Genomic DNA, 21,070 nt, shown 5'->3' on the forward strand with positions numbered 1-21,070 from the left:
AGGGAGGAAGAGCTTGTGAACCCAGTACAGAAAAAATTGGTGCTTTGCTGTCATGAACAGTGGCTGGGTGGTCAATTCTGCGGGATCGAGCCGTGGGATGACGGCCTGCGCCTTGACAGCGCCAGATTCACATCCGGACTCTGCTGCCTGCCGGTGATCGACAGCGCGGAAAATGGGTTTTGCTGGGGCCGGATTTTGATTGACGCGGATCTGCCGCAGGATTCGGCGCTGCGCGTCTACGCTCACGCCTCCGACGATCAGTTCTGGAACGACGGATGGCCGGAGATTGACGGGACAGAGGACGCTGCCCGGGCAATGCGTAAGTGGTTTGGCCTGCCCGTAGCGGAGAGCGGCGATTTTCTGCTCCGCGCCAGAGGACGGTATTTGTGGCTGCTGCTGGAGCTTGCAGCGGCGGGAACCGATTCTCCGACAATCCGGAAAGTCACGGTCCGCATGGCCGGTGACCACATGATTGACTATCTGCCCGCCATCTATCAGGAGGACGATTTTACCCGCCGATTTCTCTCCATATTCAACAGTATGTTTCTGGATATGGAGGACAGCATCTGTGCCCTGCCGGGACGGATGGATTATGAGAGCGCGGACCCGGAAATGCTTCGTTACCTCGCCTCTTGGGTGTGCGTGGAGGATGGGACGGAGTCGCCTGCGCTGGCTGACCGGATCGCCGGCGCTCTCCCGGATTACGAGACGCAGTACACCCTGGGGGGAATCCGCCGGTCTGTCAGACGGCTGACCGGCCGGGAGCCTTGGATCATCGAGCATTTCAGCGTCTCGTCCAACCGGGCGGACTGCCGGAATCCGGAGCTATACCGGCGGCTGTACGGCGGTGACCCCTACCGTTTTTTTGTGCTTCTGCGGGAGGGCACATTTCCCAACCGGCAGGCAATGGAGGAGTTCCGGCGGCGAATGGAGGAGCTGATCCCGGCGGGGACCTCCATGGAACTGGTGCTGCTCAAGCAGAGCATTCAGCTGGACTGGCACACTTATCTCGGAATCAACTCTGCGGTCGGGGGTTACGTCCCCGTGGCAATTGACGAGACTATGACGATTCACTATGATACCACGATTGGAGGAGCAAGCCATGAATGAGCATTTCTTCCCTCTGGAGCGAAATCGGTACTTTTATGGAAAGCTGCTGACTGTCCGGGATTTTGAGGTTGAACAGCAGTATAACCGCGCCAAGCGGGAGCTGCTCAACCGTGTGCTGCAGGGCGCGGGTGTGGTCTGTGGCTTCGGTGTGACGGCCAGCGATGACGCCACGCTGATGATCGAAAGCGGCCTCGCGATGGACTATCAGGGAAGGGAAATCGTCCTGCCCGAGACGATCTTTCGCAAGCTCCAGATGCTGGACGGACAGGAAACACTGGCTGGCGGACAGCAGGCATATCTGTGCCTGACCTATGATGAGGCGGCTGTTGAGCCAGTGAATGCGGTGGGCGGCGAGGCTGGCGAGAGCAGTCAATTTAACATGACCCGCGAGGGCTGCCACCTCTATCTGACCGCACAGGCTCCGGAATACCGGGGGCTGCTGGAGGCGTCGGGCCAAGAAAATGTCTCCGTTCTTTACAGCAGCGACGAGCTGACGCTGGTGCTTTCCGTCCCCTCTGCAGTGTGCTCCGGGGAGGAATTTCAGGTCCGTATCCTGGTGGTCAAGGGTGAAAAGACCCCGCAGGTCAATTTCTCACTGGAGGGAGAGAGCTCCTTTGTGGAGAGCGAGAGTGGCCGCGTACTCCTCTCTTTTCATGAGAGCCGGGAGGAAAAGCGCAGCGTCTACAGCGTGGACCTGCCACTTCGGGCCCGCGCGCTCAGCGACATCACCAGCAAACTCTTCCCCTCCGGGATGGAGCTGAATCTGGAGCTGGGAAGCCATCGCTACAAAAACTATCTGGAGGCGGACTCCTCCGTCTGCCTCTGCCGGGACGAGGAGACGCTACTTGCGTACTGCCGTCGGCGGGACGCGCTGGAGCAGCATCTGTTGGGCCGGGATATTCCAATCTACCTTGCGAAGTTGGAGCTGATCAATTCCGCTGGCGGCGTGTTCCTCGGCGGTGTTACCAACCTGCCCTTCGGACAGAGCGTCAGGCAAAGCCGCGAGAGCCGGAGCTCCATTGGCGGGGACCTGACGGTCACCACCTCGGTCCACAGTCTGGAATACTGGCAGAAGCCGGATGTCCGCGCGGCGTATCAGCAGTCCGGACGGAGCCTGCACTTTAATTTCGGTATTCCGTCTCCGGAGCAGTACGACTACGCTGTGGCGCACGGCGCGGTGGATCTGACGATGCCCAGCGGCATCCGGGTCAACACCCGCGTGTTCTCTGAGGAAATAGCCCACGGTCTGGGTACCGGCGCGGTTGACATCCGTCTGAGCGTCGAATTTCTGGACGATCAAGAACCCGCTTTGCTCTACGGCAACAGCGAGGTGTTCAAGGGAAAGGGCGTATCCATATCGCCCCCATGGGTGGAGACCGCCGCGGTGGTCTACCCGGAAAAAGGAACCATGCGCATCGGCCTGTGGCTGCATGACACCGTGGACGGGAATCGTGTGCGGGTCCACTATTTCGCCCAGAAACCGGAGCGGGACACCAGCCGCATCCTCTCCAATCGGAAGATCAGCCTGACGCTGACACCGGAGTTCTCCCGGCTGGCCTGCCGCAGTACGCTGCAGTTCCGGGCCGAGGTCGTGGGCTGTGAGGATAAATCTGTCGCCTGGTCGGTCAAGGAGCCAAACGGCGGGGCGATTGACCGTAACGGTACGTACCAAGCACCCGAGCTTCCCGGTACCTATGAGATCGTGGCCGCGTCCGGCGCGGACGAGACTGTGACCGCCAGCGCGTTTGTCATCGTGGAATGACAGGCTTTCGGTAAGGAGAGAAGGGGGACGGACATTGGACACAATGCTGATTCGCGAGCGGTACAAGGTTGTCCGCGTTCTGGAGGCGCAGGAGTACTATGCGTTTATGGAGGCGGTGGACATTCAGGATCGCGAAAACAATACCTGCCTGTTGAACGTCTACGAAGGACCCCTTCTCCGCCGGTATCTGGACTGCTTTGAGCAGATGTCCGACTGCCCGGGGTTTCAGCGCATTTTCCTTGCCGGAGAGAGCCTTGTGGCGGTCTTTGACGAGTGTCTGGGCCGCACCATTGACGAAGTTTTTTACTTAGGCGCGGAGCATAACTGGAAGACGCGGCTCGTCTACACGGAGCTGCTGCTCCACAAGGCACTCAGTCTGGCCAACCTCCCGCCGCTGGTGAGCTGCGCCGCGTTTTTGTCGGAGAATGTGTTCGTGGATCTTCCCGGCGACCGGGTCCGCCTGCGCTATCGTGTCCGCCCGATGGAGGATATGAACCGCCGGGAGCTGGCCCTGCTGGCGGGCGATCAGGTGAAGAAGATCCTTTTGGGCGGCTTTTCGGCCCCGGAGGAGGAACTCGTATTTCTGAACCGGCTGGACGACGGCTCCTTTGAAAGCGTTGTACAGCTCTATTCCCTCTGGCACGCGGAGCGGGAAAAGCTTCAGACGGCTTACGAGGAGCGGGAGGAGCGAAATCCGGTGTCCAGGACCTTTTGCGATCTGGGAAGAGCAATCCGCCGAAAGGCGAGGAAGAGGAGGTAAAACGCGCGTGGCAAAGGTAAGAAAAGCAGGCGCTTTCCTGCTGATCGCGGCGCTCCTGTCCGGGTTTGCGGCACTGCTGTTTTCACCGTTGATCCGGGAGTGCGTCTGCGTCCTCCGCTCCGGGCGCGGGCAGGAGCGCTATGAGGCTGCGGCGCTCAGCGCCGATGGCGGAGTCTGCGCCATGGGCTGGGAAAAAGGGGCGTGGAGCATCATTTTCGGGGACGGAAACGGCGCGCGGTCCGATTCGTGGAGGCTGGCCCCCAACCTGCTTCCGGGCGGTCGGGTTGCCGCGCTCTACCCGGACACCCGGGACCTCTATCTGGGCCTTTACGAGTTTGATTCAAACGGCGGCGCTGACCTTCGGATCTTCCGCGTGTCCGATGAGGGAAAGACAGTCGTTCAGCTGCTTAAAAAGTCCTGCACCGGCGATACGGTGCCCGAGCAGATGGAGAGCGTACGCGTCTCCGCGTTTACAAAATCGGACGGAGTGATCTCGTTTGCGCTGATGAAGGGGGATACGGTCGAGGTTTATGCCTGCTCCGGAACCCAGAAGGGATTGACCGGCGGGAAAACCTATTCAATTCCCGACGTACAGACCGCGCTCGTGACGGCGGACGGGTCGCTGATTGCCGGTTCCGGGGAGAAGCTGTACCGGGACGGGGAGCTGCTTCAAACCCGGGAAAATCAAATTATGACGGACTTTACGCAGGCGGGCACCGGTTTTTACTATATAGACCGTGCCGGTCTTGAGGTGTTTTATACGGACTTTACCAATCCGGAGAATTTCCAGTCGGTTTTGAAACCGGAAAAAGACGGCTGTGACTTCAACGGCGGCACCGACGTATCCCTCGGCCGAGACGGCGATCTGCTGTTGCTGCTTCAGGGGGAGACACTTCTTCTGGACAATGGAAGCTCCGTACGGGACCTGTCGGCGATGCTGTACAGAAGCCCGCTGCGATGCGGATTGATTCTCGGGGGGATTGCTCTGGCGGTGTTGCTGGTGTCGTTTGGTATTTGGTACAGCGTGAGTGAGCTGCGCTCGTTTCAGCTGCCGCTGTTGCTGCGCTGGGGCGCTTTGCTTGCGGCCTGCGGCCTTGTGACCGGCGGAATGCTGCGCTGCACCGTCCTGCCGGAGCAGGAGGCGCTGGCCGTCTCCCGGGCAGAGGAGCTGATGGAGAGCGTCACGTCGCTTGCGTTGGATCATTCCGGATGGAACAGCGACACTCTGCCCGGCGTTCTGGCGCGGAGTCTGTCTGCCGCCGGCGACGATTACCGGGACGCGGCGGTGTCCATCTATCGGCAGGGATCGGAGAAGGTCTGGATTCTGCAATCGTCCGACGCGGGCGCGCTGCCCGGGGCGCGCGCAGAGTTGACGGAGGGGTTTGACCGCGAGCTGGCGCTGTCCGCGCAAGAGAACGGCTCCGCTTTCAAAGCGCTGCCGGGCGCTGGCGGAGATCGGCTGTGCCGCTGCGTATATCGCAGCGGATCGCTGCTTGTCGTCAGTATTGGTCGAAGCGCTCTGGAGGCTTCGGCGCACTCCGCGTATTACCGGAGCGCACAAAGCGCGTGGCGGCTGACCGCGCTTTTGCTTCTGCTCTCCTTTATCATGCTGGCGTGGATCAGCTCCTGCCTGAGGCGGCTTACCGACGGAATGCAGCGTCTGGCGGCCGGAAAAACAGATCGCAGGGTCCGGCTGAAAACCGGCGACGAGCTAGAGGGAATGAGCAGCGCACTCAGCAGTCTGGCGGACACTGTGGAGAAGATGGACGGACGGCAGATTGAACTGTCCCTTTCTTATCAGCGCTTCGTGCCGAAGCGGATCTTATCCCTGCTGGGCAAGGAATCCCTGACACAGGTCGATAAACAGACATTCGCTTCCGGCAGGATGACCACCATGATGATCTGGTTCAGCCTTCCGCCCCAGCTGTACGAGCAGAGCGGACGGGAGCTGTTTGACAACCTGAACGAGGTGATCGAGCGCACGGCGTCCATCGTGTCCGGCAAGGGCGGAACGGTGTTCAATTTTACATACAGCGGCTACGACGCCGTGTTTGAGGAGGGCTCCGCCCCTGCGGTCAGCACGGCGGTGGCGGTGCAGCAGGAGCTGCTGGCCATCAACAGGGAGCGGGAGGCCGCGGGACGGCCTGCCATTGTGCTCCGCATCGCGCTGGACGAGGGCAACCTTATGATTGGCATTGTGGGAGACGACATACAGATGGAGCCGGCGGCAATTTCTCCGAGCTTTTCTGTGGAGTGGAAACTCATTTCCCTGTGCAATTCGCTGGAGGCCAATATTCTCTGTACGGAAGCCGTGGCGAAAAGCGCGCAGGAATACGGTGTCCGCTATATGGGGAAGAGCGTTGGGGAAAAGGAGAGCGTCCGCATCTACGAGATCTTTGACGGCGATCCATTTGAGGTCCGTCGGCTGAAGGAGTTTACCGGAAAGAAATTCTCCGAGGGGGTCTATGCCCTGTACAGCCGGGATTTTTCCGGGGCCAAGAAAATTTTCCTGGATCTGATGCACCAGAACACCGGGGACGGCGGGACAAAATACTATCTTTATCTCGCCGACGAGCTGGAGAAGCACCCGGACCGGGAGATTGGTCTGGAGGGCCGATGATGCGTCGTTTTGCGCGAAGCAGAGTGTGGCAATCGATTTGCGGAACAGGAGGGAGAGACAGTGGCCAAATTACTGGAACAGGAGACGCTGCGTCAGGCGGAGACCGGCGCGGCGCCGCCGCAGTTGGACAGTTTGGTGCGGCAGGCCGCGCGGGCAGAAGGGCGCTCCGCCCGGGGCCGAGGCGGCACTGCGCCCGAAAATGGGTCCGCCGACCATGCTTCCGTGCCGCTGGCGGACGGGTATCTCCGCCGCTCGCCGGTGCAGCCCGTACGGGTCTCGGTAGATTATTACCGGCGCCGCATTCGCCGCATCATTGGGCTGATCATTCTGGCCGCGGCGCTGATTGCTCTCGTCCGGATTCTGATCGGCGCGGGGATTCTGGCGTTTTGACCCGATTTTCGCCGCGCGGATGACGGAGACGCGCTTATCAGGCACGGGGCGGACAAAACGCGGCCTGTCAATCGGTGAAACTGATACGTGGGAGGACTTCCTTTGCTAAGTTATTTGTTTCGACAGCTCATCAATTCGTTCGGGATTTTCTTCCGGACGATTCGGGCGTATTTTACAAGAAAATTTGTGGGACTCGGCGCGCGAATCCGGCGGATCACCAACTTCTCCCGTCAGGCGACCAAGGTGGCCTCGGATTCATTTCAGAATGCTGCCACCGCCCTGAAAAAGCCGACTAAGCGCGAGGATTATGTTGAGACGCGGCGGCTCTACGTCGCCAAGTCCTTTCTCATTTTGTTGGCGTTGGGGATTGCCGGGGCCATCGCGCTGATTTACTTCTTCGTGTGGCCGTTTCTGCTGAGTCACTTTTTCACCGCCCACCTTTGGCAAAAGGATCAGAAGCTGCCGGACTGGTCCGGGAAGGTGATCGTCTACTATGACGAAAAGAAAAAGCAGCCCATGTATCTGGGAAAGCTGGAGGACGGCGTACTGCAGGGACACGGTATCCAGTACGCCGAGGACGGCTCCCCGGTCTACGAGGGGAATTTCGCGGACGGAGAGCGCTCCGGTGACGGAAGCGCCTATGAAAACGGCGTCCTGATTTACGAGGGTTCGTTTGCCGACGGCGTCTATGACGGGACCGGAACACTGTACGGCAGCGGTGAAGTCTCCTACGAGGGCGCATTTTCCGCCGGAGAGAAGAGCGGTCTTGGAACCGAGTATGCCGCCGGGGCCAAGGCCTATGTGGGAATGTTTGACGGCGGCGTCCGCTCCGGCCAGGGGATCGCCTATTATCCGGACAGCGCGGTGGAGTATAAGGGCTCGTTTGCCGACGGCGCCTATGACGGCGACGGCACCGAGTACCGCGAGGACGGAAGCACACAGTATAAGGGTTCGTTTTCCCAGGGACGGTACGAGGGGAGCGGGACCTATTATCTGGAAGACGGAGCGGGCTCGGTTCAGGCGGAATTCGCCTCCGGACGGACCGACGGAGAGATCAGCTGGTATCGCAGCGGAAAGCTCTGGTATGAGGGGAGTGCCGATAATCTGACGCCGGACGGATTTGGAACGCTGTATGCCGCAAACGGAAAGGCGGTGTACGCGGGACAGCTGAAGCGGGGGACGCTGGACGGCGGATGGCTACTCAGCCAGACCGCGGACGCAATTCGGGAGGCATTCGGAGACGCGACCGTCTCCGAGTCGGAGTACAGCGGCGGCGGCTTTCTGATCTGCAACGCGGAGCTGGGGGTGACGGTGCAGTGCGGCTATCAGAAGGAGGACAGCGACGCCGCAGCCCACAGTGTCTGGCTGATTCCCGCCAATGGGGAGAAGTCCATGGCGCTGCTGCTCCCGTGGAAGACGATAACGGATTACCTCTCCTGGGCCGATCCGGACAGCACCGGCCAGGACGAGGCGGTTTATACGGCCGTCTCGCTGCCCGACGGCGCGTCCGGGAAGTACTGGAAATTCCGGAATACATACGACTCTTACGCATGCACGGCTTTCGGCAGGACGAAAAGCGGCGCGCCGGATGTGCTGCGGTGGATTTCCGACGGTGCGCTCAACACGGCCGCGGCCGATTCCGGCAGCGCGTCCAGCAATGCCCAAAAACAGATGGACAATCTTTTGGATGCGCTGGACCAAGTTGGCGTCGGAGCTCCCGCAAGCTCCGATGGGAAGCTTGAAAAGCTGCTGACGTCCGTGAAGACGCCGGATGACGCGGCAGCGTTAGTGAGCGCGCTGCTGGACAGCTATGAGAGCCGCCGGACGGAAGAGACGTTCAAGGAAAGCGAGAAGCTGCTTTTGAAGATGCAGACGGCGGCGCAGGCGGCACTTCAGCGGGGAATCGGCAGTCAGGAAGATGCGCAGGCCCTTCAAGGCGAGCTGGAGGCCCTGGACCGAAAGCTGAGCCGGTGTAAAGCCGATGCGGAAAAAGCGAAGCTGACCGTTCAGAAGCTGACCGGACAGAGCGGTGAGGACGTCCCGCTGGATGGGTTGCTGTGCTCCTTCGATCCGGCACAGTTGGACGCCACGGCGCTGTGCGACGCGGTGACCGCCTATGCCGCGGCCACCGCGACGGACCCGAACGCCGTGAGTACGCAGGACCTGACCGTGCAGGCCAAGACGGCTTTGATCAATCTGGAGGTCGCCTGGGAGGACGTTCAGGCCACGCGCTCCGCAGGTGAGAAGGCAGAGAAGAACGTGGAGGAGCAGAGCCAGGCGTATGCCAAGGGCAGTGTGGAGGAGAGCGCGCTTGACCGCGCCAAGGTGGATCAGAACGAAGCGGTCGCGGACATCTACGCCGCGCTGACCGAATTTACCCGTCAGGTCAGCGCGCTCAACGGGCTTTCCGGCGGGTGGCTTTCAAAGCAGTGCGGCTGGCTCGCGGACAGCTTCACGGCAATTTACCAAACGCAGGCAGACTAGGATCGTACGCAGACGGCATAGCGCGGCGGAGGGCCGCCGGGAAAATACCGCAGTGACCGGAAACGGGTTGCAGCGAAGAGGAGGGACCTGCCATGGCAGGATATACCGCGCTGGTGGAGGCCGGCAGTGCGTTGGTGGAGCTGCTTCGGGACAATCTGACGCCGGAACCCATCGGAAACCGGGAGATGATTGCGCTCTGCTCACCCCACAGCAGCGAGAACAACCAGCTGACCGCATACCTCTATCAGGTCGAAGAAGATACGCAGGGCGCTTCCGTCGGCTACTATCAGGCGGAGGAAAACCTGCAGCGGATCAGTCCGTCGCGCTATAGCCTCCGTTTTCTGCTTACGGCGCACTCCAAGGCGCCCGCGCAGCTGCGTGAGGCGGACCAGTACCGGATCGTCGGCGCCGCGCTTCAAGTGCTGAAGGACCATCCGGTCATCGACCGCCAGTATCTCAGCGGCTCGCTGGCGGAGAGCGGCAGCACAATCCATATCCTGTTGGAAAAGACCACACAGGACCAGATGCTGAAAATCTGGAACAACACGTCGTCTCCTTATAAATTGTCCTTTGTGGTGATGCTGACCGGGGTGGAAATCGAATCGCGCCGCACCCGCAGGGTGGGCCGCGTCACGGACGTCGTTATTACGACGCAGACAAAGCAGCGGGGGGAACCGGAATGATTCAGCTGCATGTAAGCGCCGTCTGTCAGGTACGGGACGGCTTTACCGGCCGCCCGATAGAAAGCGCGGGCCTGCGGTGCGCGCTGGACGGCGCACCCGTCCGGGCGGTGTGCAAGCCGGGCGGTTATCTGGTGCTGCTGAACCTTTCAGAGGGCCCTCACCGGCTCTCCCTGCGGCGCGCCGGGTTCAAGGAGGAGTTGACCGATTTTTCCGTAAGCGCAGGGTCCCCTGAAAAGCTGTACCTCTCCCTCAAGCCGGCGGAGGATTACGTTTTCCGTCAGGAGGCTGTCTGGCTGCATCTTCGGCTGTTTGAAGAAAAAGAGCCCGCCGCGGGCCGCGCGCTCTGGCTGACTGTTCCCACCGCGTCGGAGTGCCGGATTGCACAGGAGGCGGCTGAGGCGGGGGAGGACGAATTCAGGATCTTTTGCAAGAGCGCGGCAGAGCCGCTGACGGTCCCGGGGACATTTCTGATCGAGGACGGAAAAGACAGCGAGATTGTCTCCCTTCTCTTTGCGGAGGAGGAGACGGGAAAGCTCGCCGCACCCTTGGTGCACCGGCACAAGCGGAGCAAATGTCTGCTGCCCGCGCAGCAGTTTCGGACCGACCGGGACGGCTGGCTGACCGCCGTCTTCCGCTCGGGCGGAACCGTGGACGTGTACGAGGACGGCCGGGGTACGGTGGATACGCTGGAGCTGGCGGAAAGCAGGACGGAGAGGCTCATAACCTTATAGAAACGGAGGAGATCCGAGATGGCGAATCCGGTGGTGTCCATGGCAGTGTGCACCTGTTCTTTTGGTGCGGCTCCCATGCCGTTGATGGTGAGCAGCCAGCAGACCGTGATCATGGGCGGCATGCCTGCCGCGACGATCATGGACAGTCAATTTGCAACATTCGGAATGTGCAGCAATCCGGCGAATCCGGCGGTGATTGCGGCAACTGCCGCCGCCTTGGGGGTACCGACCCCAGCGCCCTGCGTGCCGGTGACGCCCGCCCCATGGATGCCCGGATGCCCCACCGTTCTGGTGTGTGGAAAGCCGCTTCTGAATAACACCAGTAAGCTGATGTGCGCCTATGGCGGCGTGATCCAGGTGGCGGTCAACCCGAACGTCACGGTGCAAAGCCCTTGATAGTGCGGGCCAGATGGCGCTGAACTGTAGATACATGTCCGCATAGCACGGAAAATATGCCAAAAGGGAGGGATGACTATGGAGGAAGACGCACTGCGGGAGGTCTCCTGCGACAAACTCGATCGGGGCTATGAAACGCAGTGGGAGCTGATAAGCGATCTCTCTGCCTGGCTGGATTTGCGGCTCTACTTTTACTATCAGAACCACCAGTGGCTGGGCCCGAAAAACGAAATGAAGAATATGCTGGGACTGGTGGTCAGCCGGGAGGAATTTGAGCACAGCCTGGCAAAGGCGGCGCAGAGGGGACTGATGTCCTGCCTGAGTCCGCAGGACGCCGCGCAGCTGAAGGACGCCGGTCAGGCGGTCCAGCTGCGACTGGAGCGGACGGAGCCGGAATTTCCGTTACTGGCGCTGTTTGAACGGTTTCGTCTGGATGAATTTGAGTGTCAGTGCGTGGCCACCGCGTATGTGGCGGTGCTGGACCGGAAATATGAGAAGCTGTTTGCCTATCTGCAGGACGACATCACACAAAAAGCGCTCACCTGCTCACTGGCTGCAGAGCTTTTTCTCCCGGAAGACCACACGATGGAAGAGTTCCTGTCCCGCTTTTCCCGGAGGGACCGATTTACGGAGCTATTTGATTCCCCGCGGCTCTCAGACGGAGTGCTGGTCCTCAATCAGACGGTTCTGGAGTTTTTGAGCACCGGCGCCTTTTCGGATTCACCGGGGCTGCGGCTGTTCGACGGCGCGCGGCAGGCGCCCGCAGGACCAATGGCGGTGGGCGCCTGCCGCGCCGGACGGCTGGACGCGGTCCTTGCGCAGCCCGGGTCCTGCGCGGTTTGTCTGCACGGAGGCCCCGGAGCGGGAAAACGCTTTCAGGTGGAGCGTTTGATGGTCCGCCACAGGGAGTGCTGTGTGTTTGCCGATCTGGAGACGGAGCACCCGGAGGAGCTGGCCGCGCGTGCGGCGCTGTCCGCCCGGCTGTACGGGGCATACCTGTGCTGCTACCACCTGGATGGGCGGGACGGCGAGGGAGTGCGCATTCCTCCTTCAAATCCGCTGATCGACGCGATTCTGGGCATGGACCTTTGTCGGGACAAGACCTTTCTCCTCTCCGAGCTGCCCATCCGCAGCAGAACGCACTTCCTCGCGGCGGATCTGGAGATTCCGCCCGTCTCGGAAGAGGAGCGGATCGCGCTGTTTTGCGAATATCTGCGGGACGGCAAATTGGAGGATGGCCTGACTGTGGAGGAGCTTGCCTCCAAGTTCCGTTTCTCACCGGGACAGATCCGGCTGGCCTGTGAGCAGGCGCTGGGACTGGCCCACCTCGACGGGAAGGCGGCGGTTTCCTCGCGGCGGATGCACGAGTGCTGTTATCGCCAGGCGGTTCATAAGCTTGAAAATTTGGCGGTGCAGGTGCAGCCGGCCTTTTCGTGGGACGACGTGGTGATGCCGGAGGAGCAGAAAAAGCTGCTGCGGCACGCATGCAGCCACATCAAATACCGCTATCAGGTCTATTATGGCTGGGGCTTTGACAAAAAAATTGCTTACGGACGGGGGCTGTCCGTCCTGTTCGCGGGCGCGCCGGGTACCGGGAAGACCATGTGCGCGCAGGTGATGGCGAACGAGCTGAATATGGAGATGTACAAAATTAACATCTCCCAGATCGTCAGCAAGTACATTGGGGAGACGGAAAAAAATCTCCAGGCGGTGTTTGCCGAGGCTCGGCACGCCAACTGCATTTTGTTTTTCGACGAGTGCGACGCCCTGTTCGGAAAGCGCGGCGAGGTGAAGGACTCCAATGACCGCAGCGCAAACGTGGAGGTGGCGTACCTTCTCCAGCAGATCGAGGAGTACGACGGCGTGTGCATCCTGGCGACCAACCTGATCGGCAACATTGACGATGCGTTTATGCGCCGGATCACCTATGTGGTGCACTTCCCGTTCCCGGACGCCGCCATGCGGGCGGAAATTTACCGGCGCACGATTCCGGCCGCCGCCCCACTGGCCGGCGATATCGACTGGAAGTTCCTCGCGGAGAAGTTCCAGCTCTCCGGCGGACATATCAAGAACATTGTGCTTTCGGCCGCATTTCTGGCGGCACAGGAGGGCGTTCCCATCGGAATGTCGCAGCTGCTCCGCGCCGCGGTGGGTGAACTGAAAAAAAATGAAATAGTGGTGGTACGGGAGGAACTTCGGGAGTTCGCGGATCTTCTGAACGACTGACGGGCTACGAAAGGAGACGGAAATCATGACGGTTGCAAAAACAAGGGCGGGAACCTCGCTGACGGTTTCTCTGGAGGGGCGGCTGGACACTTCCACGGCCCCGCAGCTGGAGGCGGAACTTAAGGAGCTGGACGGTGTGGCTGAGCTGGTGCTGGACATGGATAAGCTGGTATATCTGTCCTCTGCGGGGCTGCGCGCCATTCTCACGCTACAAAAGCGAATGAGCCGGCAGGGTAGAATGATCGTCCGGCACGTCTGCGGTGAGATCATGGAGGTATTTGAGATGACCGGCTTTGCCGATATTCTGACAATTGAATAATTTGAGTGGTGTAAATGTGAAAGAGACCGCCTTCAGCGGCGAGATCTTTGTCCGGAAAGCATTTCGAAGCTTTTTCCTGCCCAGCCTCCTTTCCTGCATGGGGCTGGCGGTGGGTGGGCTGGCGGACTGCATTTTTGTGGGAAACGTCGTCGGTATGACGGGCCTGACCGCGCTGAATATCGGCCAGCCGGTCTATATGCTGTTCAATACGATCAGCTATTCGCTGTCGATCGGCGGATCCATTCGCTACTCCGCCGCACTCAGCGGCGGCAAGACGGAGGAGGGGAACCGGATCTTTGCCAACGTGCTGGGGATTGCCCTGTGCGTCTATCTGGTCCTGTGCTCTCTAGGGCTGCTGTTTTTACCCCAGGTGCTGACCTTCCTCGGAGCCGGCGTGCCCGGGACGGAGGTCTGGACGAACTGCGAAAGCGTTGTCCGCGCGCAGCTGATGCTGGTGCCCCTGATGTTCTGTCAGGGCCCGTTTTACTATTTCATCAACAGCGACAACAACCCCAAGCTGGCGGGCGTTGCTCTGCTGACCAGCAATACGCTGGACATCGTCTTCAACTACATTTTTGTGGTGCTGCTTCGTCTGGGACCGGCGGGCTCGGTCTATTCCACCGGCGTGGGCGCGGCCGTGATGATCTGCATCAGCCTGACCCACATTCTGGGCAAAAAAGGCTGTCTGAGGTTTGCCGCCGCCCGGCCGGATTGGCGCGGCCTCGCCAAGTCCTTCCGCATGGGCTTTGCCACGTCGGTTCAGTATGTCTACCAGTTTATCACCATTCTGGTGTGCAACCACCTGCTCATGAGCCTCACCGGCGATCTGGGCGTGGCTGTGTTCGGCATTGTGTTCAACGTGGCGCTGTTGGCAAGCTCTGCCTATGACGCCGTGAGCATGGCGCTCCAGCCCATGGTGAGCACCTTCAACGGCGAGCGGAACAACGGGAACATCCGGGACTCCCTGCAAGAAGCGTTTCGGGTGACCACGGCGGTTAGTGTCTTTCTGACGGCGGTACTGCTCCTCTTCCCGCAGCAGGTGTGCTTTGCATTCGGTCTGAGAGGGGCCGCCGAGCTGGCCGCGGGTACGGGGGCGGTCCGTATTTACGCGGCGGGGATTCTCTTCTCTGGCGTCAATATGCTGATGACCTACTATTATCAGGCGCTGGAAAAGGAGTCCATGAGCTTTATGCTCTTTACGCTGCGCAACTTTGTATTCTTCCTCTCGTTCAGCCTCTTGTTCGGACGCGCGGGGATAGGCGTCTTCTGGTGGATTTACCCCGCCACGGAAACGGCAACGCTGCTGGTAATGATTCTCTATAACCGAAAAAAGAGAAGCTGGACCTATCTGAAACCGGACGACGGCAACGTTTATACGGCATTTTTGTACAGCGGGACGGCGGACCTTGGCTGCGTGGAGCGAGAGGTGGACGCTTACATGGAGCAGCGCGGGGCTAGCCACCAGCAGACCTACTATGTTTCCATGATGGTAGAAGAGGTCTGCGGCGTCATTCTCAGCAAAGCGTTTCACGCACAGGACGGCTATATCCAGCTGACAATCGTTCCGCAGGAAGATGGGGACATCACTCTGCACCTGCGCGACAACGCCAAGGAGTTCAATCCGTTTGCACTCAATACGGACGGAATCAGCCTTGAGCGGGAGACAGGACTGGATGCCATTGGCATCAAGGTCATCAAAACGCGGGCGAAGGACTTTTTCTACCGGCGCTATGCCGGATTCAACACGCTTGTGGTACGGATCTGAATCTGAGCCACGGCCGGGAGAAAGGGGATGGGCAGGCTGAAAGAGAAGAGACGGTTTACCTTGGGAAAGAAGATCGTGCTGCTGACACTTCTGATGTGCGCGATCATTTGCGCGGCTTCGGTGGCGGTCAGCTACCGATCTTACAGTACCAATCTGAGAAATTCCCTGCAGCGGATGGGGGAAAATCTGGACCGGACTCTGGCCAGCGAGCTGACGCCGGAGGATCTGGACCGATACTACCAGACGGATAAAACCGACGACCGGTACTATAAGCTGCAGGACTTCATCCTGGATCTGGCGGACAACAACGATGTGGAATATCTGTATGTCGTCCGGCCGAACGGTACCGGGGTGACGTTCCTGTTCGACTCCGATATGCGCGCCGACGCGAATGGCGACTACTATGCGGGAGGGAACTGCTCTCTGGGAACCTACGTAGAGCTGGCGGGACCCTTCGCCCAGCTGACCGATCAGATGCTGACGGGCCAGACAATTGCCCCCGTCCAGTCCAAGGACGAGAGTTACGGATGGCTGATGACCATCAGCTATCCGGTGAATCACAAGGACGGCACCATGGCGGGCTATATTATGGTGGACATCAGCATGAGTGAGGTGTTGTCCGCAGAGCATCAGTTTCTGCTCAGTATGGCGGTGCTGTTCTCTCTGCTGACATTTGGGATCATGGTGGTTTATCTGATTTTTGTCCGCCGCTCCGTGATCCGTCCGATCCGTCAGCTGACGGAGGCGGCGCGGGCCTATGAGGGCGGAGAGAACAAAGGGGCCTTTTCCAGCCTTCAGATCAGGAGCCATGACGAGCTGCAAATGCTGTCGGACGCATTCCGGAGAATGCTGGAGGAGATCGACCGCCACAGTCAGGAGCAAACGCAGCTGGCGGTGCGGGAGGAGCGGTTGGAGACGGAGCTTCAGCTTTCCAATGAGATCAACGCGGCCATGCTGCCTAAAGCGCTGACGGCGGAGGGGCAAGCTTTTGATATCCGGGGCCGCGTGGAGCGGGCGCATGAGTTGAGCAGCTGCTTTTTTGATTATTTTCTGTTGGAGCACGGCAGACTTGGCATCGTGATTGGTGAGGTCCCCGGCGAGGGGATGTCGGCGGGCCTTTTTATGGTGGTGGCTCGGACGACGGTCAAAAGTCAGCTGCGCTCCGGTCTCCCGCTGGTAGAGGCGATGACCGCCGCCAACCGGCTGCTTTATGAGATCGGAAGCGGAATGGCGCTGGAGGCGCTAGCCGGTGTTCTGGAAGAGGACGGAACATTTTCCTATATCAACGCCGGGCAGTGCTCCCCGCTTCTGATGCGGAGCAAGGACCGCTACGAGGCGATGAAGGAGCCGGTTTATGCGCCGCTTGGTCAGAACGAGAATGTCGTCTATCAGGCGCGGAAAGTCACGCTGCGTCAAGGGGATCGGTTCTTTTTCTGCACGGCGGGCCTGAGCCGCATTGCGAACGCAGAGGGGGAAGAGTTTTCTGGACGGCAGCTTCAGGTGACGCTGAATTTCAGCCGCGGCAGAAATATGGATCTGGATGGCCTTCTGCGCTGCGTCGGTGACGAGGGCAGGGCCTATGCGGGCCGTCCGGAGGCAGTGGACAGCTTTGCAAGCATGCTGCTGGAGTATCGGCGCAGCAGCATGTATTTTGACCAGTGCGACGTTTCGGCGAACCGAGACGGAGAAGCGCGGATCACACAGTTCCTCAAGCGGCAGCTGTCCCGAAACGGCTATGCGCCGCGCGCCATCGCGCAGATTGTGGTTCTGGCCGGGGAGCTATTCACGCTGTGCTGTTGGAGGCTGAAAGAGGGAGAGTCGGTGTGTCTGGAATGCACCGTCAATCCGCAGACGCGGAGCGTGACTCTGCGGGTCAGGGTGCCGCTGGGCGGTAGGAACCCGCTGGACGCAGCCGAAGGCATGGCCGCCGAGCAGACCGCCCGGTTTATCCGCGCAAGCGCGGATAAAACCAGCTTTACGCCGGGCGGCGCAGAGGATATTTTAACCGTGGAAAAGCGTCCTGAGGATACCGTATCGGAGGGGGAAGCGCAGGAATCATGAAAAAGCTTATCAAGAGGAAGAGAAATCAGTCCTTCGGAAAGCAGCTGACTATTCTGATTGCGCTGATCAGCGTGGTGCTCGGGGCAGTGGCCGTGACAGTGAGCTACCGCGTGTACTCTGGGGAAATCACAAAATACTATGACAAAACCGGCGTCAGCCTGGTGAAAACACTGGCCAGCCAGCTTACGGCGGACGATCTGGATCATTACTACGCGGCGCAGACAACGGACGACCGGTATTACGAAATTCAGGACTTTATACTGAGCCTGGTGGACACCAACGATGTGGAGTATCTCTATGTTGTACGCCCTAATGGAACGGGCGTCACATTTCTCTTTGATTCCGACCTGAAGACGGGGGAGGACGGCAACTACTATGCCGGTGGCAACTGCTCTCTTGGCACCTATGTGGAGCTGGCGGGTCCCTTCGCAAAGATCACGGATCAGCTGCTGGCCGGTAAAGAGGTAAAGCCTATCATCGCTCACGACGCAACCTATGGCTGGCTGATGACGGCTATGTGCCCAGTCCTGCATAAGGACGGAACCATGGCCGGTTACGTGATGGCGGACATCGACATGAACGAGGTGGTCAATACCCAGCATCATTTTCTCATCGGTCTTTCGGCGCTTTTGCTGGCGTTGACGGTCGGCGCCGTTTTGCTGTCGCTGTCGATTCTCCGCCGGACCGTGGTCACGCCGATCAATCAGCTGACACGCGCGACGGAGGGGTTTGTGGAGGCCAACCGCACGGAGCTGTCGCAGGGAATCTCGCGGGTGAACATGCCGGAAATTCATACCGGAAATGAAGTGGAGAAGATGGCGGAGGCCTTCCGCAAGATGCAGGAGGACATGGCCGCCTATGTCCGCAGCCTGATTGATATGACGGCGGAGAAGGAGCGCATCGGCGCGGAACTCAGCGTCGCCACCCAGATTCAGGCGGATCTGCTGCCCCGGATATTCCCCGCGTTTCCGGACCGCCCCGAGTTCGATATTTACGCCGAAACGACCCCTGCCAAGGAGGTCGGCGGAGATTTTTACGATTTCTTCCTGATCGACGCAGATCACCTTGCGCTGGTGATCGCGGACGTGTCCGGCAAGGGCGTCCCGGCGGCACTGTTCATGGTGGTCGCGAAAACCCTGATCAAAAACTACGCGCAAAACGGCGAATCCCCTGCGGATGTGTTTACAAAGACCAACGCTCAGCTGTGCGAAGGGAACGATGCGGGGTTGTTCGTTACGGCTTGGATGGCGGTTCTGGAAATCGGCACCGGGCTGCTGTGCTATGTAAACGCCGGGCACAATCCGCCCCTTCTGCGCAGGCGCGGCGGGGAATACGAGTGGCTTCGGAGCCGCCCGGGTTTTGTGCTCGCCGGACTGGAGGAGACCCGGTACCGGGAGAATTCCATTCAGCTTGCCGCAGGCGACCGCCTGTTTCTCTATACGGACGGCGTAACCGAAGCCACCGACGCGGAGCAGAGGCTGTTCGGTGAGGAACGGCTTGAACAAAGTCTGAACGGCTTTCCGGAAAGCATCTCGGCACGGGAGACACTTGGCGGAATCAAGCGGAGTATCGATACGTTTGTGGGAGAGGCGGAGCAGTTCGACGATATCACCATGCTGGGTTTTGAGTATCGTTCCGGGCAAAAGGGGGAAGTTTTATGATTGAAAAGACTTTCCCCGCTCAGCGGGATCAGTTGGAGGCCGTACAGACTTTCGTTACTGAGCAGCTGAAGGATTATCCATGTTCCTCCAAAGTCGATTTCCAGCTCAAAGTGGCCGTGGAGGAGATCTTCGTCAACATCGCCAGCTATGCCTACCGCTCCGGCGAGGGAGAGGCGGTGGTTCGCTGCGGCGTGGAACACGACCCGCTGCGGATTTCCATACAGTTTCTGGATAGAGGCACACCCTTCAATCCGCTGCTCAGGGAGGATGCCGATGTCACGCTTTCAGCGGAAAAGCGGGGAATTGGAGGGCTGGGCATTCTGATGGTCAAAAAAACTATGGACGACGTAGAATACCGATATGAAAGCGGTCAGAACATTCTGACCCTGCGCAAGACCATTTAACGAACAGAAAGGAGTGTGCGATATGAAGGATCAGATTGAGCGGAAAACGGGAAAAAACGCTGCAGAGGAGAGAGAACAGACCTGTGCCCTCAGGGAAGGGGCCTCTGCGCCGAACAGCGTGCTTGCTGCGGCATATGAGACGGATTATATGGGACTTCCGAACCTGGAATCCAGCATTTTGTCCCGTCTGCCGGGTAAACCGCAGCCACAGATCCCCACGGCGGAAAACGAAGCCGACCGTTTGTCTGCGGGCGTCGCGGCGGGTGGCCCGGAAGAAGTGAAGCAGGAGCTTGGCTCCCGGCTGGGCGCGGACTTTTCGAAGGTGCGTTTCCATACGGATGTCGGCGCGGCTGCCTACGCAGACGAAATCGGCGCGCGGGCTTATACGACCGGCTCAGACGTATATTTTGGGACCGGGGGCTTCGAGCCGTCCGTCGCGGCACACGAGCTGGTGCACACCGTGCAGCAGGGCGCGGTGGGGAGCGATGCTGCCACGATGTCCGCGCCCTCCGGCGGGATTCAGATGTTCCGAAACCCGTTCCGCAGACGGAAATCATCCGACGCGCCCGGCGAAATCAGCCCGGGAACTCAGGTCGAGGCGCTGAAAAAAGCCAGCGGCAGTGACCTTGCATCGGTGGCAGGTGTTTCCACCAGCTCCGGTCCGGCGGTTCTGAAGCCCAGAGACAACCCGGCGCTGGAATCTGCAGTCGCGGATTTTTACAACGCGGGAGGCTCCATGTTCGGCAGAAAGGGCAGCAGTTGGAGTTTTGACGCCCCGGGAGTACGGGGGTTGCGGGACAGTGAGCGCGGACAGGTTACGGGAATGTTCGGCCACACTCTTGCGGGACCCAGGGCCGGCGAGACGGCGGAGGGACTCGCGGACAGAGCCGCGCTTTATCAGTTTGTGGAGGGGACGTCGCGCGCCGATCCGCGTGCTAACAGCAGAGACAATGTGGGCAAGCTGACCGACGCCCCGGAGGATGTAGAGGACTATCAGAGAACGATGGGCCGGGTCGCGTTCATGGATTTGATCGCCGGAAATACGGATAGAGTTTTCAGTCTGACTAACCTTGACAACTGGACCGAAGACAGGGAACATCAGCGCATCCACCTGATCGATAACGCGTATGAGCACGACGGAGGCATGGGCATGAGTTCCGCTGAACGGTCAGGTGAATGGGATCAGAAAACCCGCGAAAGCCTGACTGGCAGACAACCGGGCAAGGCACCGAATCTGGAGGACTTTTTCGCTTTTACGCGCAGTCAATCCGAAGGAGACACGGCGGCTCCTCTGGTTCACGGCGGTGTCAGCGCTGCGTATCAAGGCGGTGTGACGGAGGCGGCTACCCAACTGCCGCAGCTCTACGGGCGGCTGCGCGAGCAGTATGCCACAAGCTCCGGCGGGCATATGGACGAGCACCAGACGGAGCTGCTGCGCCGCGTCAACGCCCTGCACGGAATGCTGAATCCGGACGCACTGCCGTTGGATGTGCCTGCGCGTCCGACAGGCCCGGCCCCACGGCCGGGAGCCGCGCCAAAGCGAAAGTGGTGGCAAAGACTGTTTGGTTCCGCCAGCTGAATAATATCCGAAATTCTCTCAGAGGGGACAGCGGCAGCGAAGTTGGAACAGCTACAAAAAGGCGCGCAATCTCCCTGAAATTCAGCACCAGAATGACGACGGCTGTGCGGTTGATATCT

Annotated in this window: 16 protein-coding genes; all 16 read left to right on the plus strand. The window is 59.9% G+C overall.

The features are described from left to right. Positions 1–15 precede the first annotated feature (15 nt). The gene (locus ABWQ15_RS03725) at positions 16–1,110 is read left to right on the plus strand and encodes a hypothetical protein (protein ID WP_353907485.1); all 1,095 of its coding nucleotides are present in this window, start codon (positions 16–18) and stop codon (positions 1,108–1,110) included. Next, positions 1,103–2,872, plus strand: coding sequence for a hypothetical protein (locus ABWQ15_RS03730; protein ID WP_353907486.1), 1,770 nt, complete (start codon positions 1,103–1,105; stop codon positions 2,870–2,872). Before ABWQ15_RS03725 ends, ABWQ15_RS03730 begins: the two co-directional genes overlap by 8 nt. Positions 2,873–2,906: 34 nt before the next feature. Next, complete coding sequence (locus ABWQ15_RS03735; protein WP_353907487.1) at positions 2,907–3,632, plus strand: hypothetical protein; 726 nt, start codon at positions 2,907–2,909, stop codon at positions 3,630–3,632. A 7-nt stretch (positions 3,633–3,639) separates the two neighbouring features. Continuing rightward, complete coding sequence (locus ABWQ15_RS03740) at positions 3,640–6,252, plus strand: hypothetical protein (protein ID WP_353907488.1); 2,613 nt, start codon at positions 3,640–3,642, stop codon at positions 6,250–6,252. 60 nt (positions 6,253–6,312) lie between these two features. Continuing rightward, a complete protein-coding gene (locus ABWQ15_RS03745; protein WP_353907489.1) occupies positions 6,313–6,642 on the plus strand; it encodes a hypothetical protein in 330 nt (109 codons plus the stop codon). A 102-nt stretch (positions 6,643–6,744) separates the two neighbouring features. Beyond that, positions 6,745–9,126 (plus strand): TolC family protein, encoded by a 2,382-nt coding sequence (locus ABWQ15_RS03750; protein WP_353907490.1) that lies wholly within the window; start codon positions 6,745–6,747, stop codon positions 9,124–9,126. Positions 9,127–9,218: 92 nt separating this feature from the next. Continuing rightward, positions 9,219–9,809: a Pvc16 family protein gene (locus ABWQ15_RS03755; protein ID WP_353907491.1), complete on the plus strand. Its 591-nt coding sequence runs from the start codon at positions 9,219–9,221 to the stop codon at positions 9,807–9,809. Next, positions 9,806–10,540: a hypothetical protein gene (locus ABWQ15_RS03760; RefSeq protein ID WP_353907492.1), complete on the plus strand. Its 735-nt coding sequence runs from the start codon at positions 9,806–9,808 to the stop codon at positions 10,538–10,540. The genes ABWQ15_RS03755 and ABWQ15_RS03760 overlap by 4 nt, the downstream gene beginning before the upstream one ends. Positions 10,541–10,558: 18 nt before the next feature. After that, positions 10,559–10,936: a DUF4280 domain-containing protein gene (locus ABWQ15_RS03765; protein ID WP_353907493.1), complete on the plus strand. Its 378-nt coding sequence runs from the start codon at positions 10,559–10,561 to the stop codon at positions 10,934–10,936. A gap of 78 nt (positions 10,937–11,014) precedes the next feature. Next, positions 11,015–13,162, plus strand: a complete 2,148-nt coding sequence (locus ABWQ15_RS03770; protein ID WP_353907494.1) for an ATP-binding protein — start codon at positions 11,015–11,017, stop codon at positions 13,160–13,162. 25 nt (positions 13,163–13,187) lie between these two features. Continuing rightward, on the plus strand, positions 13,188–13,481 hold the full coding sequence (locus tag ABWQ15_RS03775; protein WP_353907495.1) for an STAS domain-containing protein: 294 nt from the start codon (positions 13,188–13,190) through the stop codon (positions 13,479–13,481). Between the two features lie 16 nt (positions 13,482–13,497). Continuing rightward, a complete protein-coding gene (locus ABWQ15_RS03780; protein ID WP_353907496.1) occupies positions 13,498–15,246 on the plus strand; it encodes an MATE family efflux transporter in 1,749 nt (582 codons plus the stop codon). A gap of 27 nt (positions 15,247–15,273) precedes the next feature. After that, positions 15,274–17,307, plus strand: coding sequence for a SpoIIE family protein phosphatase (locus ABWQ15_RS03785; protein WP_353907497.1), 2,034 nt, complete (start codon positions 15,274–15,276; stop codon positions 17,305–17,307). After that, the gene (locus ABWQ15_RS03790) at positions 17,304–18,968 is read left to right on the plus strand and encodes a PP2C family protein-serine/threonine phosphatase (protein ID WP_353907498.1); all 1,665 of its coding nucleotides are present in this window, start codon (positions 17,304–17,306) and stop codon (positions 18,966–18,968) included. The genes ABWQ15_RS03785 and ABWQ15_RS03790 overlap by 4 nt, the downstream gene beginning before the upstream one ends. Then, positions 18,965–19,372 carry an ATP-binding protein gene (locus ABWQ15_RS03795; RefSeq protein WP_353907499.1) on the plus strand — a complete coding sequence of 136 codons (408 nt, stop codon included), beginning with the start codon at positions 18,965–18,967 and terminating at the stop codon, positions 19,370–19,372. Before ABWQ15_RS03790 ends, ABWQ15_RS03795 begins: the two co-directional genes overlap by 4 nt. A 22-nt stretch (positions 19,373–19,394) precedes the next feature. Beyond that, positions 19,395–20,951: an eCIS core domain-containing protein gene (locus ABWQ15_RS03800; protein WP_353907500.1), complete on the plus strand. Its 1,557-nt coding sequence runs from the start codon at positions 19,395–19,397 to the stop codon at positions 20,949–20,951. Positions 20,952–21,070 lie beyond the last annotated feature (119 nt).

This window comes from Oscillibacter sp. (assembly GCF_040505565.1).
Lineage (GTDB): Bacteria > Bacillota > Clostridia > Oscillospirales > Oscillospiraceae > Oscillibacter.